Origin of the sequence: Duganella sp. Leaf61 (genome assembly GCF_001421905.1) — a bacterium.
In the GTDB taxonomy this organism is placed as follows: domain Bacteria; phylum Pseudomonadota; class Gammaproteobacteria; order Burkholderiales; family Burkholderiaceae_D; genus Rugamonas; species Rugamonas zoogloeoides.
Genome location: NZ_LMLM01000002.1, coordinates 136053 through 151094, shown reverse-complemented (window position 1 = coordinate 151094; position 15042 = coordinate 136053). Strand labels below are relative to the sequence as shown.

The 15042-nt window shown below is 63.4% G+C and carries 15 protein-coding genes; 7 read left to right on the top strand and 8 right to left on the bottom strand.

Translation table 11 applies throughout. From position 1 onward, the window contains the following. The first annotated feature begins 136 nt into the window (after nucleotides 1-136). The 4 genes from ASF04_RS04920 to fdhD all read left to right on the top strand — a co-directional run bounded on the left by ASF04_RS04920 (nucleotide 137) and on the right by fdhD (nucleotide 4317). The gene (locus ASF04_RS04920; RefSeq protein ID WP_056138664.1) at nucleotides 137-1591 is read left to right on the top strand and encodes a Ppx/GppA phosphatase family protein; all 1455 of its coding nucleotides are present in this window, start codon (nucleotides 137-139) and stop codon (nucleotides 1589-1591) included. A gap of 93 nt (nucleotides 1592-1684) precedes the next feature. Next, nucleotides 1685-2470, top strand: a complete 786-nt coding sequence (locus tag ASF04_RS28040; protein WP_229204919.1) for a hypothetical protein — start codon at nucleotides 1685-1687, stop codon at nucleotides 2468-2470. 122 nt (nucleotides 2471-2592) lie between these two features. Beyond that, on the top strand, nucleotides 2593-3381 hold the full coding sequence (locus ASF04_RS04910) for a GNAT family N-acetyltransferase (protein ID WP_019922072.1): 789 nt from the start codon (nucleotides 2593-2595) through the stop codon (nucleotides 3379-3381). A gap of 117 nt (nucleotides 3382-3498) precedes the next feature. Then, nucleotides 3499-4317: a formate dehydrogenase accessory sulfurtransferase FdhD gene (gene fdhD, locus ASF04_RS04905; protein ID WP_056138663.1), complete on the top strand. Its 819-nt coding sequence runs from the start codon at nucleotides 3499-3501 to the stop codon at nucleotides 4315-4317. Nucleotides 4318-4332: 15 nt separating this feature from the next. On the opposite strand, the gene ASF04_RS04900 is transcribed toward fdhD, so the two are convergent. The 8 genes from ASF04_RS04900 to ASF04_RS04865 form a co-directional block, all read right to left on the bottom strand. Next, nucleotides 4333-5523: a DUF1501 domain-containing protein gene (locus ASF04_RS04900; protein ID WP_056138656.1), complete on the bottom strand. Its 1191-nt coding sequence runs from the start codon at nucleotides 5521-5523 to the stop codon at nucleotides 4333-4335. A 15-nt stretch (nucleotides 5524-5538) separates the two neighbouring features. Continuing rightward, nucleotides 5539-7104 (bottom strand): DUF1800 domain-containing protein, encoded by a 1566-nt coding sequence (locus tag ASF04_RS04895; RefSeq protein ID WP_056138654.1) that lies wholly within the window; start codon nucleotides 7102-7104, stop codon nucleotides 5539-5541. A gap of 241 nt (nucleotides 7105-7345) precedes the next feature. After that, complete coding sequence (locus ASF04_RS04890) at nucleotides 7346-7633, bottom strand: hypothetical protein (RefSeq protein WP_019922076.1); 288 nt, start codon at nucleotides 7631-7633, stop codon at nucleotides 7346-7348. Between the two features lie 177 nt (nucleotides 7634-7810). Further along, nucleotides 7811-8500 (bottom strand): ABC transporter ATP-binding protein, encoded by a 690-nt coding sequence (locus tag ASF04_RS04885; protein WP_229204918.1) that lies wholly within the window; start codon nucleotides 8498-8500, stop codon nucleotides 7811-7813. 6 nt (nucleotides 8501-8506) lie between these two features. After that, nucleotides 8507-9313 (bottom strand): phosphonate ABC transporter, permease protein PhnE, encoded by an 807-nt coding sequence (gene phnE, locus ASF04_RS04880; RefSeq protein ID WP_056138653.1) that lies wholly within the window; start codon nucleotides 9311-9313, stop codon nucleotides 8507-8509. Further along, nucleotides 9310-10170 carry an ABC transporter permease gene (locus tag ASF04_RS04875; protein WP_229204929.1) on the bottom strand — a complete coding sequence of 287 codons (861 nt, stop codon included), beginning with the start codon at nucleotides 10168-10170 and terminating at the stop codon, nucleotides 9310-9312. Before ASF04_RS04875 ends, phnE begins: the two co-directional genes overlap by 4 nt. A 5-nt stretch (nucleotides 10171-10175) precedes the next feature. Then, nucleotides 10176-11021, bottom strand: a complete 846-nt coding sequence (locus ASF04_RS04870) for a phosphonate ABC transporter ATP-binding protein (RefSeq protein ID WP_056138652.1) — start codon at nucleotides 11019-11021, stop codon at nucleotides 10176-10178. A 25-nt stretch (nucleotides 11022-11046) separates the two neighbouring features. Further along, the gene (locus ASF04_RS04865; RefSeq protein ID WP_373922121.1) at nucleotides 11047-11925 is read right to left on the bottom strand and encodes a putative selenate ABC transporter substrate-binding protein; all 879 of its coding nucleotides are present in this window, start codon (nucleotides 11923-11925) and stop codon (nucleotides 11047-11049) included. 150 nt (nucleotides 11926-12075) lie between these two features. Here ASF04_RS04865 and egtD point away from each other — a divergent pair, with 150 nt between their 5' ends. From egtD to ASF04_RS04850, 3 genes are all read left to right on the top strand, one after another. Further along, entirely contained in the window at nucleotides 12076-13041 is a 966-nt protein-coding gene (egtD, locus tag ASF04_RS04860; RefSeq protein WP_056138651.1) for an L-histidine N(alpha)-methyltransferase, read from the top strand. 11 nt (nucleotides 13042-13052) lie between these two features. Then, a complete protein-coding gene (egtB, locus tag ASF04_RS04855; protein ID WP_229204916.1) occupies nucleotides 13053-14318 on the top strand; it encodes an ergothioneine biosynthesis protein EgtB in 1266 nt (421 codons plus the stop codon). Between the two features lie 150 nt (nucleotides 14319-14468). Continuing rightward, nucleotides 14469-15041 carry a GNAT family N-acetyltransferase gene (locus tag ASF04_RS04850; protein WP_082488554.1) on the top strand — a complete coding sequence of 191 codons (573 nt, stop codon included), beginning with the start codon at nucleotides 14469-14471 and terminating at the stop codon, nucleotides 15039-15041. Nucleotide 15042: the final 1 nt, after the last annotated feature.

Below are 15042 nucleotides of genomic sequence, written 5' to 3'. Positions count from 1 at the left end.
TTATCCCGCAAGGCGGACGCGATTGTCATCATGCCGTCACAAGTACGGCATATCGTGATAGCATTTTTAAAATCATCTAAATCGTTTAGTTAAATTTTTTCCGCCGGCATGCGCCGGGCGGGCATGGGTTCATATTATGTATGCAGCAGTAGACCTGGGTTCCAACAGCTTCCGCCTCCACATCGGCAAACACGATGGCGATGCAATCCGCGTGCTCAAAAGCGTGCGCGAACCGATCCGCCTGGCCGCCGGCCTCGACGACAAGGGCAACCTCACCCCGGCCGCCATGCAGAACGCGCTGGCGTGCCTGCGCAACTTCCGCGAGGTGCTGGCCGGCTACAAGCTCGACGCGGTGCGCGTGGTGGCCACGTCGGCCATGCGGGTGGCGCGCAATTCGGCCGTTTTCCTGCCCGAGGCCGAGCAGGCCATCGGCTACCCGATCGAGATCATCTCCGGCGAGGAAGAAGGGCGCCTGATCTACATGGGCGTGGCGAGCGCCGTGGCGGCGCCGGGCGAGCGGCGGCTGGTGATCGACATCGGCGGCGGCTCCACCGAGCTGATACTGGGGCGCGGCCAGGAAATCGAAAAGGTCGAATCGTTCAGCGTGGGCACGGTCAAGCAAAGCCTGTCGTTTTTTGTTGGCGGGCGGGTGGACGGTCCCTCGTTCGAGGCGGCCATCCTGTCGGCGCGCAGCCATTTCGAGGATGCCGCGCCGCCTTACCGGCCGCAGTTCTGGAAGCAGTGCTACGGCTCGTCCGGCACTGCGCGCACGATTGCCGACATCATCATCAAGAACGGCATCGGCAAGGAGGTCAATGCCGATACGCTGTCCGCGCTCAAGCAGCGCTTCATCGAATTCAGCCACGTGAGCAAGATCGACATGCCCGGCCTGCGGCCCGACCGCGCCAGCACCATCATCGGCGGCCTGGCGATCCTGATCGGCCTGGTGCGCGAGCTCGGCATCCCGGTGGTACAGCCGATCGAGGCGGGCCTGCGCATGGGTGTGATGTGGGATTTGCACCTGCGCTCGACCAAGCGCGACCGCCGCGAGCAGTCGGTGCAGGCGTGCGTGGAAAAATTCCACGTCGATCAGCGCCGCGCCAACCGGGTGGCCGACGACGCGCTGGCGCTGTACGCGCAAACCAAGCCGTCGTGCGAGGTCTATACGCGCCACCTGTACTGGAGCGCGCTGCTGCACGAGGTGGGACTGGTGGTGTCGCACACCGGCTACCACAAGCACGCGTGCTACATGATCGAAAATGCCGATCTGCCGGGATTTACCACGCGCGAGCAAAAGCTCATGAGCCGGCTGGTGGTGGCGCACAAGGGCAACTTGCGCAAGGTGTCGGAGATGATCGAGGAAGTCGATATCGCCAAGGCGGTGGTGGCGTTCCGGCTGGCGGTGCTGTTCATGCACTCGCGCATCGACATCGACTTCAGCCTGGTCAAGCTGCGCATGAAGAGCCGCATCGAGCTCGACATTCCGCGCGAATGGGTGGCCGACCATCCCACGCTGTCGTACTGGCTCGAAAAAGAACAGGAACACTGGGACGACGTGGGCGTGGATTTCACCATCAGAACCACCGGATGATTGCTGAAAATGCCAGCACATTTGCGATTGCACAAGCAAAATTCCTGTAAATGATATATATTGTTTATATCGTTGGATAATTTTGGAGCCTGTATGAATAAAACTATTGATGAACAAGTGATCGACAAAACGCCTTCAAGCAAAGCCGCTGTGAATGCTGTGCCAGCCAAGCCTGCCGAAGCGAAAGTCGAGTCCGCACCGGTTGCCAAGCCAGCCGCCGTGAAGCCTGCTGCCGCCAAAACGGTCGCCGCCAAGCCGGCAGTTGCCAAGCCTGCAGTCGCCAAGACCGCTGTGGCCCAAGCTGCTGCCGCCAAGCCAGCCGCTGTCAAGGCAGTTGCCGCCAAGCCTGCCGCCGCCAAAGCCGCTGCTGCCAAGCCTGCTGCAACCAAGGCCGCCGCTGCCAAGCCAGCCGCCGCAGCCGCCACTAAAGCCGCCGCCAAGCCGGTGACCAAAGCTGCCGCCAAGCCAGCAACCGTTAAACCAGCAGCCGCCAAGGTCGCGCCGAAGGCTGCCGCCAAGCCAGCCACGAAAGCCGCTGCCAAGGCCGCACCGAAGGCGGCTGCCAAGCCTGCCGTGAAAGCATCGAAGCCAGCAACCAAGCAAGCAACCAAGCCAGCCGCCAAGACCGCAGCAGTGGAAGCCGGCGCCGACAAAGCCCGCAAGGACAAGCTGGTGCGCGACAGCTTCACCATGCCCGAGCAAGAGTACGCGGTGCTTGGCCAGGTCAAGAAGACCTGCCTGAAAGCCGGTATCGAGATCAAGAAAAGCGAACTGCTGCGTATCGGCGTTGCGCTGATCAGCCAGATCGATCTGGCCACCCTGAAAAAAGTGCTGGCCAGCCTGCCGCAACTGAAAACCGGCCGTCCAAAGAAGTCCTGATGGAGGAAACACTGATCTGAATACAACAGATCGGCGCATGTCACGGAAATGACATTTTTCTGTCATTTCCTTGAAGTATTCGATGGTTACGCTTGCTTCGTCACCCACACAAAGGATGAAGCATGCAAACCTCGATCTTACAAGCTGCGAACCTCCCAGCGGACGTCCGTCCCGCTTCCGGCAAGCTGGTGCTGAGCATGGCAAGCACGCCGGAAGAGCTGCACGAAGTGCAGCGCCTGCGCTATAAAGTCTTCATCGAAACCATGGGCCTGTCTTCGCTCGAGAGCCCCGATGGCCTCGACAGCGACGAATTCGACGCCTATTGCGACCACCTGATCGTGCGCGATGTCGATACCCTCAAAGTCGTCGGTACTTACCGCCTGCTGAGCGCCACCCGCGCCCGCAAGCTGGGCCGCCTGTATTCCGAAGGCGAGTTCGATCTTGGCCGCCTCAATCACCTGCGCGGCCGCATGGTGGAAGCGGGCCGCGCCTGCATCCATCCCGCTTACCGTGGCGGCAGCGTGATCATGTTGCTGTGGTCCGGCCTGGCCGAGTACATGCGCCGGGAAAACTGCGATTACCTGATCGGCTGCGCCAGCATCAGCCTGGCCGATGGCGGCCATAATGCTGTCGCCGTCTATCAGCAACTGATCGGCAAGCACCTCGCTCCCCTCGAATACCGCGTCACGCCGCACCTGCCTTTCCCGTTCGGCAAGCTGGAAGCGGCGCAAAAGCCGCAAGTGCCAGCGCTGCTCAAGGGCTATATGCGCTCGGGCGCGTGGATTTGCGGCGAACCGGCCTGGGATCCGGATTTCGAAAGCGCCGACCTGTTCCTGATGATGCCGCTGGCGAACCTCGATGCACGTTATGCCCGCCACTACGGCGTGGGCGGCGAGCCGCTGGCAGCGTAACCGCCCCGTCTTTGGCGATACGCCGCCCCTGCCATGTCGGGATGGCGCCTGGCAGGGACCAACCCAGTCCGGTTCTGCGCGGTACAATCGAGCCTTGTACGACTACGCGGGGCGGCAATGAAACTCGACCAGGAAACAGAACGCAGCGGCATCCAGCAGCGCCCGGTGCTGCGCCATCGCGGCATCACGCCCGAGGGCGCCACCGCCACCACCGACCAGGTGGCGGAAGAACTGCCGGTGGCGCTGGTTTTTAACGGCATCTCGCACGCGGTGATGATGGTCACGCCGCGCGACCTGCAGGCCTTTGCCATGGGCTTCGCGCTGACCGAGGGCCTGGTGGGCAGGCCGTCCGACGTGTTCGACATCGAGGTGCAGGAACACGCGCGCAGCGTAGAGGTGGCGCTGACCATCGCGCAGGAAGACTTCATGCTGCTCAAGCAGCAGCGCCGGTCGATGGCGGGGCGCAGCGGTTGCGGCGTGTGCGGAGTCGAGAGCCTGGAACTGATCGACGTTGCGCCGCCGCGCATCGACGCCGCGCCATTGCACGACGACGTTACGCTGGCGCCGGCCATCGCCCGCGCTGCGGCCGGACTGGGCGCGCACCAGCACCTGATGCGCGCCACCGGCGGCGTCCATGCCGCCGCCTGGTGCGACGCCAGCGGCGCCGTGCTGCGCGTGTGCGAAGACGTGGGCCGCCACAACGCCATGGACAAGCTGATCGGCTACCTGGCGCTCGAGCGCGTGGATATGACCCAAGGCTTTGTATTCATGTCGAGCCGCGCCAGCTATGAGCTGGTACGCAAGGCCGCGCGCCTGAACATCCCCATGCTGGCCACCATTTCGGCGCCCAGCACCCTGGCGATCGACGTCGCGCTGGCAGCCGGCATCAAGCTGGTGAGCTTTTGCCGCAAGGAAGATTGCGTCGAATACACCTGACCGGTTTTACCTGCACTAAACGAGGCCGAGATCGCGCCCCCTGGTGCCGAAGATGGTTTCCACCTGGCCGCTGTTCAAGCCGTACATGCGCGCCAGCAGGCCGCCGAACATGGCGCGGTATTCGTTGAGCACCGGGTAGTCGCGGTTCTGGAACAGGGTTTTCTGTTCCAGCGCGATCTGCTCGCCGCGCACCGCGTTGCCGCGCACGCCGCCACCGAGCACCCAGTACACCGAGCCGTGGCCGTGATCGGTGCCGCGATTGCCGTTTTCGCGGAAGGTGCGGCCGAATTCGCTGACCACCACCACGACCGTGTCCTTCCATTCTGGCCCCATCTCCTGGGCGAAGCCTGCCAGGCCGCGTCCCAGTTCCTCGAAGCGGTTGGACAGGTAGCCCGCGCCGTTGCCCTGGCCGACGTGGGTGTCCCAGCCGCCCACGTCAACAAAACCGACGTTGTATTTCTCTTTCATCAGCCTGGCGATGCGGCGCGCTTCCAGCTCGAAGCCCTTGGCGGTGATGGCGTTGCGGTTGGCCGCGTCCATTTCGCCTATCATCTGCTTCATCACGTCCTCGCGCACCACGAAACCCTCGCGCGCCTGCGACGCCAGCGGACTGCCGTCGTACATGGCGGCGATCATGCGGGCCTGGCGGGCATCGACCTGCGGCTTGCCGAGCGAGCGCAGCGCCATATTGGGCAACTGCGCCGTGCCCTGCATGATCAGCGGCAGCTGGTCGGTGAACGAAATGGCGCTGGCGCGGTCGGCATTGAGCGTGGTGGCCAGGCGGTTCAAGAAGCCGGAGCGGTAGTTGCGCGTGCCTTGCAGCGGTTGCCCCAGTTCGATGCTGTCCTGGGTTTCGAAGTGGCTGCGCGAGAGGTCCTCGGTGCCGGCAAACGGCACGAACGCCGCTTCGCCGCTGGTAAACAGCGGATAGATGGTGTCGCGCAGCGCCGGGTGCAAGCCCCAGTCGGCATTGATGGCCAGCGCCGACTTCAAATCGTCGGACGGCCTGGGGATGGCGATGTTGGGCCGCACCTGGTAGTAATATTCGCTCGCGATCGGCACCAGCAGGCTGGTGGCGTCGTAGCCGCCGCGCATGAAGACGAACAGCAGGCGGGTCTTGCTGGCCGGTGCGGCCCACAGGTTGCCGGCGGCGGTGGCTGCAAGGGGCAGTGCGGCCAGCGATTTGAGCAGGGTGCGGCGTTCCATGGTGATCTCCTTGGTTTAACGGTGCATCAGTTCCGGTGACGACAGCAGCAGGGTGTTCCATTCCTGCGGCGAGGTTGCCTGTTCCAGTGCCCGGCGCGTGTTCGGCGCCAGGGTTTGCTGCAAGGACTGGTAGTAAAAGGCGCTGGCCAGTTGCGGGAACGCCGCGCGTTCCTGCGGCTGCGGCCCCTCGGTCTTGAACAGTCCCGCGTTGCCCGAGCCGATGGCCTTGGCGATCTCGAACCGGGTGGTCATCTGGCCCGGGCTGGCCCAGCCGGGCTGGGTGAGCGCATAGCCGTCCGGCGTCTGCCGGCCGTACAGCGGCTGCGCCATGCGGTTCAGCCATCCCAGCATTGGCGCGGTGTTGAGCACCACCTTGTCGTCGTAGGTCAGGCGCACGGCCGCGACCACGTAGTGCACCGGGTCCTTGAATTTCTTGCCGAGCGACTCGGCAAACTCGGTCGATGTGAGCATGGTGCGCATGACCGCCGCAATGTCGCCGTCGGACGACTGGAATACCGCAGCCATGCGGGCCACCAGTGCCGGCGGCGGTTCGTCGGCGACGAAATACACGGCCAGCTTGCGGCTGATGAAGCGTGCTGCGGCCGGACTGCGGCACAGGCGGTCGAGCGCCTCGTCCACTTCGACCAGGCCGCGTCCCTTGACCGGCTGCCCGAGGAACTGCTTGTTGCCGTAGTCGTGGCGGTTGGGATTGAACTCGAACAGGCCGCTGCGCACGTACTGCGACTGCAGTTCCTTTTTCACCTTCGGTGCCGTATCGCCCAAGTTGACCCCGACGCCGGTGAGGATGCGCGCCAGCTCCTGCACGTCGCGCTGGCTGTAGCCGCCATCCACGCCCAGCGTGTGCAGCTCCATCAGCTCGCGTGCATAGTTTTCGTTGATGCGGTTGGCGGCGTTCTGTTCGTTGTCCAGGTAGCGGATCATGGCCGGATGACGCACGGTGGCGCCCAGCAGGTCGCGGAACTTGCCCAGCGCGTGCGGCCGGATCGCGGTTTCTTCGTAGTCGCCCACCAGCGCGCGCAGGTTGCTCTTGCCCGCGTGGACGTTAAAATGGTTCATCCAGAACCACGTCATTTGCTCCTGCAACTGGTTGGGTGAATACAGGTCGCGCAGCAGCGAGCGCGTGGCCGCCTCGCGCGCCAGGTTGTTCATTGCCTGCTGGTAAGCCTTTTGCGCGGTTTTCTTTTCATCGTCGTCGGCGATCTTGTCGGCGTCCTTGCGCTGTTGTTCCAGGTCCGCCACCAGCTGCGGCAGCGGCTTGCTGGCGATGGTCAAAACGTCGATCTGGGCCTGGGCCGTGGTCGGCAATGATGCCGGGGACGGCCGCAACTGCTGCTCCAGCCACGTATCGTAGCCCAGCGCCTGCGCCTGCTGCCAGGTGCCCTGGTTGACGCCCCAGCTCACGCGGTTGACGGCGGCGGGCAATTGCGCGGACGTGATGCTGGCGGCGCCAGCAGTGCCGGGAGCGCGGTCGCCGGTGGCGGCACAGCCGGCCAGCAGCGTGGTCGCGCTAGCGAATAGCGTGATGATCAAGGTGCGCATCGTGTTGGTGTTGGTTTGCATGGCGTGTCCCGGAACGCTAATGACGGAAGAGTATGCCAAATTGAAGGCCCTGCTATATTTCTTTTGTGTAGGGTGCAACAAATTGTTACCGGGAGACGGGACGTGTGGGCACTGCCGGGAGATAAAACTGGAGGGGGGAGAGTAATGCAGCTGTCAGCGGGGTTTGGGCTGAAGCATGATCGCATTGGGGGCGCCGGTTACCGCATGCCGGCGCCTGGCATAGCAAGATCAGCGAAGCTGTTCAATGCATTGAGGCGGTCGACAGATCTTTTAATTCACGGATGCTGATATCTGACTTCTCGTGCATCCGCAGCAAAATCGTGGCACCCACTGCCAACTTACGGTGGCGGATTTTGCTGATGATCGGCGGCTGAACTTCCAAAACGCGGCACAACTCTGCATCGTTTTTAAGGTTCATCTTTTCGATCAAAGTATCGAGTAACTTGTTCGGAACAAAACTGGAAGGTTCCAGCGCCCGAGCACGATTCATCGCTTCGATCAGTTCCATCTTTTTTTGCCTTACGTTCATTTTTCGCTCCTCCTTAGCTTAAACGTGAAGAAATGACGTCTTCCCAGCAAGGCTAGCGCTCACACTATTGCTTTGAATGTGGAGCGCTACTCAACATTCTTGTTAACCGTGCAAGTTAGTTCAAATCATACTCCTTTGCGGCCTTGGCTGCAGCGTTTAACAATTGAATTATCTTGTTTATTGCTCAAATGGCTTGACGATTGTTGTTTCTTGTATGCCGCATTTCGATAGTTGTAGGATTTTGTCTGTCATTTCGGCGGCGATGTGCGAATGTGTGACCATGATGGCGCAGGCGCCGGTCGATTTGATCTCGCGATGGAGCAATTCCAGGATGCCGTGGGCGGTGTCGGGGTCGAGGTTGCCGGTGGGTTCGTCGGCCAGCACCAGGGCCGGGCGGTGCACCAGCGCCCTGGCAATGGCCACGCGCTGCATCTCGCCGCCGGACAGTTGATGAGGGAAGTCGTCGCCACGCCCGCCCAGGCCCACGGCGTCGATCATCTCGGCCGCGCGCGCCACGGGCAGGCCGTTGAGCAGCAACGGCAGGGCGACGTTTTGCAGCAGGGTCAGGTGCGGCAGCACGTGGAAGGCCTGGAAAATGAACCCCATGCGCGAACGGCGCAGGCGGGTGGCAGCGTCGTCGTCCAGGCCCGCCATCGGCATGCCGTCGATGATGATGGACGATTTGCTTGTAGCATCGGGCGCATCGAGGCCGGCAATCAGGTTGAGCAGGGTGGACTTGCCCACGCCCGAGTCGCCCATGATGGCCACGAATTCTCCGGCCCGGAAGGTCCACGACAGGTTGGCCAGCACCGGGCGGCCCTGGTACGACTTGGACAGGTTGCGAAGTTCTAACAGGGGCGTGGACATGGGAGCCTAGCGGGTGAGGGCGCGCCGGAGCGCATAGCTGATGGCGTCCACCAGGGCCACCAGCACCAGCATGGCGATGATGACGGTGGCCGCCTGCTGCATCTGGAACAGCGACAGGTGGTATTTGAGCATCTGGCCGAGGCCGCCGGCGCCCACCACGCCCAGGATGGCGGCAGCGCGGATATTGTTTTCCCAGCGGTACAGCGTGTACGACAGCATCTGCGGCAAGGTTTGCGGCAAGGTGGCGTAGAGGAATGCGGCGGCGGCGCTGGCGCCGTTGGTGCGCAGCGTCGCCTCCGGTCCCGGCGGGGCGTTTTCCAGCGAGTCGGCAAACAGCCGGCCCAGCACCCCGGCCGTGTGCGCGGCCAGCGCCAGCGTGCCGCCAAACGGCCCCAGGCCGGCGGCAATCAGCAGGATCGAGGCCCATACCAGTTCGGGAATCGAGCGCAGCACATTGAGCAGGGCGCGCACGGCCGCGCGCGGCGCCTGGCCCAGGCGGCCCGACGCCGGCAGCGCCAGCGCCAGCCCGGCCACCACCGCCAGCAGCGTGCCCAGTGCCGACATCGACATGGTTTCCAGCGTGGCCCACGCGGTCTTGACCAGGAAGGGCGTGGCGGTTTCCGGCGGGGCGAAGCCGGCCAGCAGTTCGGCGGCGCTGTTGATGGCGTCGATCGTGAAAAAGTCGCGCCACTTGAGCGGCAGCGACGCGAAGCTGGCCACCACCAGCGCTGCCAACAGCAGCATCACGGCGATGATGGTCCAGTCGCGTGCCGGCGGCTTGGGCATGTGTCGGGTGTCATGCATGCGCTTCATCCGAGCCGCCGCCGCAAGATTTTGGAAAACAAGTCGGCCAGCGCGACCAGCAGCACGAACACCAGCAGCATCGACGATACCTCGGCGCCGGCCAGCATCTTCATCGATTCGTCCATCCGCTGACCGAGGCCGCCGGCGCCCACGAAACCCATCACCACCGAGCCGCGAATCGCGCACTCCCAGCGGTACACCGTGTACGACATCAGCTCGGACGCCGATTCCGGCAGCGCGCCGTACAGCAGCGCGGCCAGCCTGCCGCTGCCGTTGGCCAGCAGGGTGTCGGTGCTGTGGGTGTCCGACGATTCGAGGATTTCGGCATACACCTTGCCCAGCATGCCGCAGTAGGTGAGGGCAATGGCCAGCACCCCGGCGGTGGGACCAAAACCGATGATGCGCACGAACAGCAATGCCCACACCAGTTCCGGCACGCTGCGCAGCAGGATCAGGATCCAGCGCACGCTCTGGCGCAGCAGCCGCGCGGGCAGGCGCGTGCGGCCGGTACCCAGCGCCGAGATCGACAGGCGGTCGGTGATGATCAGCGTGGCCGGAATGGCCACCACCAGCGCCAGCGCCAGGCCGGCGGTGGCAATGGCCACAGTTTGCCAGGTTTCACGCAGCAGCAATTGCAGGAATTCGGTGTCGTGCGCGGGCACCAGGAAGTCGGACAGGAAGCGGCCGGTGGCGGACAGGCTCTGCCAGTCCCATAAAATCCACGGCTTGAATTCGCTCATCACCAGCATCGGCCACACGATGACCACCGTGAGCAGGCAGGCGATGATGCGGCCGCGCCAGGCCGGGTCGCGGCGCAGCCGCTCTGGTAGCTGATCCGGCAATTGCGCGGACAGGGGGCGGTGCAGCGCGGTCACAGGCAGGCGCCGGCGCCGGGTTTGACCAGCATGGCATCCGCTTCCGGCAGTGCTGCCGGCGCCGGTGCTGCTGCTGAGGGCTCGCCCTGGTACAACTCGGCGATCATCTGGGGCGTGACTTGTGCGCGCGGCAGATCGAAGGCGATGCGGCCGGCGCGCAGGGCGACGATGCGCGGGAAATGCGCCAGCGCCAGGTCCACCTGGTGCAGGCTGCATACGAGGGTGGCGTTGCGGGCAGCCGTTTCCTCGCGCAGGGTGGTCAGGGTCAGCTCGGAGAGCACCGGGTCGAGCGCAGACAGCGGCTCGTCCACCAGCAGCGCTTCGGCTGGGGAGAGCAGCAGCCGCGCCAGGCCGCAGCGCTGGCGTTCGCCGCCCGACAGGCGGTCCACGCGCGAATACAGTTTATCGCCGAGGTTGAAGCGCGCCAGCGCCTGCCACGCGGCTTGCGGATCGGCCGGTTTGAACAGCGAAGCCAGTGCGCGCCAGATGCTCCATTGCGGCAGGTGCGCGGCCAGCACCGCCGTCACCACGCGCTGGCGCGGCGGCAGCGGCGGCGTTTGCGGCGCCAGGAACAGGCGCGCACGCAACCGGTGGCGCGCAGCGTCGCCGAGCGCCCACGGGTCCTGATCGAACATGGTGAAAGTGCCGCTGGCAGGCTGCTGCGCGCACGCAAGGGTGGCCAGCAAGGTGGTCTTGCCGGCGCCGGATGGGCCGATCAGCGCCAGTTGCTCCCCTTGTTCGATGGTGAGCGAAAGCTCGCGCAGCGCGGGCAGGGGCGTACCTGAACGTGAGGATGCGCCGCGATGGCGCACCGTCAGGTGGTGCAAATGGTAGGTCGGCATGCCGGACTAAGACAAGTGCTCGGGATCACTTCTTCAGCAGGCCGGCGTTTTGCGCGGCAGCTTCGATGGCGATGTAATTTTCAGCCTTGGTCGGGATGAACTTCGATGCGCGTTGCAGGTCCATGATCACCTTGTCTTGCGGGTTCTTCGGATCGAGCGCCAGGAAGGCATCGGTCAGCTTTTTCTTGAGGTCCGCGTTCATATCGGTGCGCACGGTCCAGTTGTAGTCGTAGTAGCCGGGGGTGGTGTAGAACACGCGGACCACGCCTGGATCGACCTTCTTCTCGGCCACCAGCTTTTCCCAGACCGAGATGTTCAGTGCGCCGGCATCGACCTTGCCGCCGGCAACCGCTGCCACGGTGGCGTCGTGCGCGCCGGAGAAAGCGATACGTTTCAGGTCGGTGTCCGGATTGATCTTGGCGGCCAGCAGGAACGAGCGCGGCATCAGGTGGCCCGAAGTGGACGACTCCGAACCGAAAGTCAGCGTGTGGCCTTTCAGGTCTTCCAGCTTGTTGATGTCTTTCTGGGTGGTGATGAACACCGAACGGAATTTTTCATCTTCGGCGCGCTGCACCAGCGGCGTGACCTGGTTCTTGCTGCGCTCTTTCGCCTGCACGAAAGTAAAGCCGCCGAACCACACCATGTCCACTTTCTTGTTGATCAGCGCTTCCACCGAAGCGGCGTAGTCGGTCACCGGGGTGAACTCGACCTTCATGCCGATTTTCTTTTCCAGGTAGTCGCCCAGCGGCTTGAACTTGCGCTGCAGTTCGGTCGGTGCTTCATCAGGAATCGCGGTCACGCGGAACACGCCGTTGGCCGATTGCGCCTGGGCGAATGCTGCGGTCACCAGCAAGCCGGCAGCCAGCACCGATTTCATGGTGCGCAGGGAGGAAAATTTCATCATGGAAGGCCCTATGGGTGAGTTGGGTGAAACGCCGCACAGTGTTTTTGTGCGCGCCGCGAAAGAATGCGTATTCGGCTATGATAACAAAAAGTCGGCTCTTGCCTTGCAGCCTAGTGCAGACCGGCATTACCCCTAAAGGCAGAGCAATCTATGCAGACAACCAGCCCGGAGCATCCAGCGCCCACCCACGGCAGCGCTGCGGTCATCGCGGAGATTTCCACCGGCCTGTTGGCCCCCGCCGCCCATACTTCCCCCAAATTCCTGTACGACAGCCTCGGTTCGCGGCTGTTCGAAGCGATTTGCGAGCTGCCCGAGTATTACCCCACTCGCACCGAAGCGGCAATCTTCGAGGCCCATGGTGCTGCCATGGCGCACGACATCGGCACCGGCGTTTCGCTGATCGACCTGGGCGCGGGCAATTGCGCCAAGGCGGCCAGCCTGTTCCCGCTGTTGCAGCCGGCGCAGTACGTGCCAGTAGATATCTCGCGCGACTTTCTGACCGAATCGGTCACGCGCCTGCAGCAGCGCTTTCCGCAGATCGAGATGACGCCTCTGGGGCTCGACTTTTCCGGCGGCTTCGCGCTGCCCGACAGTGTGCGTTCCAGGCGACGGTTGTTCTTCTACCCCGGCTCATCGATCGGCAATTTTTCAACGGAACAGGCGATTGCGTTTTTGCACGGTCTGCGCGCCAATGCCGGCGACGACGGCGGCCTGCTGATCGGCGTGGACCTGGTAAAAGACAGCGCGGTGCTCGATGCGGCGTATGACGACGCCATCGGCGTCACCGCCGCGTTCAACCTGAACATGCTGCGCCACGTAAATCACCTGGTGGGTGCCGACTTCAATGTGCGCGACTGGCAGCACCACGCGTTCTTCAACCCGCACGAGAAGCGCATCGAAATGCACCTGGAAGCGCGCAGTGCCGTCACGGTGCGCTGGCAGAACCACGAACGCCACTTCGCCAGCGGCGAGCGCATCCACACCGAAGACAGCTATAAATACACGCGGCAGTCCTTCGTCAGCCTGCTCGAGCAAGCGGGCTTTGCCACCAACCGCGTATGGACCGACGAGAACAACTGGTTCGCCGTGATCTACGCCCGCGTCATCCCCGACTGAGGAAATCCCTGATGGATATGCGCCAGCCGCAAGTAATTTATACGCAACTGAGTGACACGCAACCGAGTGATACGCCACTGAGTGATTTGTCCCTGGATGCACGCTACAGCGCGGTCCGGGCCCACACGCTGGCGCTGGCCGCGCCGCTGTCCGACGAGGACTGCGGCGCCCAGTCGATGCCCGACGCCAGCCCGGTCAAGTGGCACATGGCGCACACCACGTGGTTTTTCGAGACCTTCATTCTCGAGCGCATGGAACCGGATTTTGCGCCATTCCATCCGGCGTTCCGGGTGCTGTTCAATTCGTATTACAACGGCGTGGGCGACAAGCATCCGCGCGCCCAGCGCGGCCTGCTCACCCGGCCCGCCATGGCGCAGGTGCGCGCCTACCGTCACGATGTCGATGCGCGCGTGGCGCGCCTGCTGTCATCCGGACTCGATGCGCAGCAGCGCGCGCAACTGCACCTGCTGGTCACGCTGGGCCTGCAACACGAGCAGCAGCACCAGGAACTGATCCTTACCGACGTCAAGCACTTGCTGGCGCAAAGCGCCTTGCTGCCTGCTTACCTCGATGCGCCGCGCCCCGATGAGCCGCCGGCCGCCCCGTTGGCCTGGGTAGATATTGACGGCGGCCTGGCCGAAATCGGCCACGCTGGGGAGGACTTTTGTTTTGATAACGAGCTGCCGCGCCACAAGCAATACGTGGCGCCGTTCCAGTTGGCTTCGCGCCTGGTCACCAATGGCGAGTACCTGGCTTTTGTTGCCGCCGGCGGCTACTTCAATGCCGCGCTGTGGCTGGCCGAGGGCTGGGACTGGGTGCGCTCGCAGGGTTTGAAGGCACCGTTCTACTGGCGCTGCGACGAGCAGGGCGCGTGGACCGAGTTCACGCTGCACGGCGAGCAGCCGCTCGATCTTGAACGTCCCGCTACCCACCTGTCGCTGTTCGAGGCCGATGCTTATGCGCACTGGGCCGGTGCGCGCCTGCCGACCGAAGCGGAGTGGGAAGTTGCAGCCGTGTCGGCGCACAATTTAGAACTGCAACAGATGTTCGGCCACTGCTGGCAATGGACCAGCAGCAGCTATGCACCATATCCCGGCTTCCAGGTCGCGCCCGGTGCGCTGGGCGAATACAACGGCAAGTTCATGTTGAACCAGTACGTGCTGCGCGGCTCGTCATGCGCCACGCCGGACGGTCACGCGCGCGCTAGCTATCGCAACTTTTTCCCGGCCGGCGCCCGCTGGCAATTTACAGGCTTGCGGCTGGCGCGCCAGGCTTGACCGCGCCGTATCACTCAAATTCACGAGTATTCGCACCAAGAGCGGGGCAACGCTCCATCTTTCGTGCCCGTTCGCTTGCTATTAGCAATCAGGTAAATGATAATTTAATCATCTTTTTAATCGCACCAATCATTTACTTTACTTCTTACCATGCCCATCCACATACGACGATTAACCCCGGCGGACTCTGCTGCCTTCCAGGCGCTGCGTCTTGCCGGCCTGCGCGAAACCCCCAACGCCTTCACCTCCAGCTACGAAGAGGAATGCAACACACCGTTGTCGGTCACGGAAGCCTATTTCGCGTCCGAAGCCGGCCGCAACCGCTTCGGCGCCTTTGACGGCGAGCGCCTGGTCGGTATGGTGGGCGTGGGGCGCGAAGCGCAGATCAAGCTGCGCCACAAGGCTTTCATACGCGGTATGCAGGTTGATATGGCGTATCGCGGCACCGGCGTGGGACGCCAGCTGATGAACCAGGCGATGGAGTGCATTGCTACCATGGAAGGCGTGACCAAGGTCACGCTGGCGGTCACGGTCGGCAATGCTGCCGCGATCCACCTGTACGAGTCGCTGGGCTTCAAGGTGTATGGCCGCGAGCACTGTGCGCTGATCGTCGATGGCGTGCCGTACGACGATATTCTGATGGACAAGAAGTTGACCGATGAAAATGACGAGAGCGATTTGCTCTCGTCGGTGGCATCGTCCGGCTTCGACCAGACGATCTGAT

Excerpts from the sequence above, each read along its gene's own strand:
- ASF04_RS04920 (WP_056138664.1), top strand. The coding sequence starts at position 137 with ATGTATGCAGCAGTAGACCTGGGTTCCAACAGCTTCCGCCTCCACATC.
- ASF04_RS28040 (WP_229204919.1), top strand. The coding sequence starts at position 1,685 with ATGAATAAAACTATTGATGAACAAGTGATCGACAAAACGCCTTCAAGC.
- ASF04_RS04910 (WP_019922072.1), top strand. The coding sequence starts at position 2,593 with ATGCAAACCTCGATCTTACAAGCTGCGAACCTCCCAGCGGACGTCCGT.
- fdhD (WP_056138663.1), top strand. The coding sequence starts at position 3,499 with ATGAAACTCGACCAGGAAACAGAACGCAGCGGCATCCAGCAGCGCCCG.
- ASF04_RS04900 (WP_056138656.1), bottom strand. The coding sequence starts at position 5,523 with ATGGAACGCCGCACCCTGCTCAAATCGCTGGCCGCACTGCCCCTTGCA.
- ASF04_RS04895 (WP_056138654.1), bottom strand. The coding sequence starts at position 7,104 with ATGCAAACCAACACCAACACGATGCGCACCTTGATCATCACGCTATTC.
- ASF04_RS04890 (WP_019922076.1), bottom strand. The coding sequence starts at position 7,633 with ATGAACGTAAGGCAAAAAAAGATGGAACTGATCGAAGCGATGAATCGT.
- ASF04_RS04885 (WP_229204918.1), bottom strand. The coding sequence starts at position 8,500 with ATGTCCACGCCCCTGTTAGAACTTCGCAACCTGTCCAAGTCGTACCAG.
- phnE (WP_056138653.1), bottom strand. The coding sequence starts at position 9,313 with ATGAAGCGCATGCATGACACCCGACACATGCCCAAGCCGCCGGCACGC.
- ASF04_RS04870 (WP_056138652.1), bottom strand. The coding sequence starts at position 11,021 with ATGCCGACCTACCATTTGCACCACCTGACGGTGCGCCATCGCGGCGCA.
- ASF04_RS04865 (WP_373922121.1), bottom strand. The coding sequence starts at position 11,925 with ATGATGAAATTTTCCTCCCTGCGCACCATGAAATCGGTGCTGGCTGCC.
- egtD (WP_056138651.1), top strand. The coding sequence starts at position 12,076 with ATGCAGACAACCAGCCCGGAGCATCCAGCGCCCACCCACGGCAGCGCT.
- egtB (WP_229204916.1), top strand. The coding sequence starts at position 13,053 with ATGGATATGCGCCAGCCGCAAGTAATTTATACGCAACTGAGTGACACG.
- ASF04_RS04850 (WP_082488554.1), top strand. The coding sequence starts at position 14,469 with ATGCCCATCCACATACGACGATTAACCCCGGCGGACTCTGCTGCCTTC.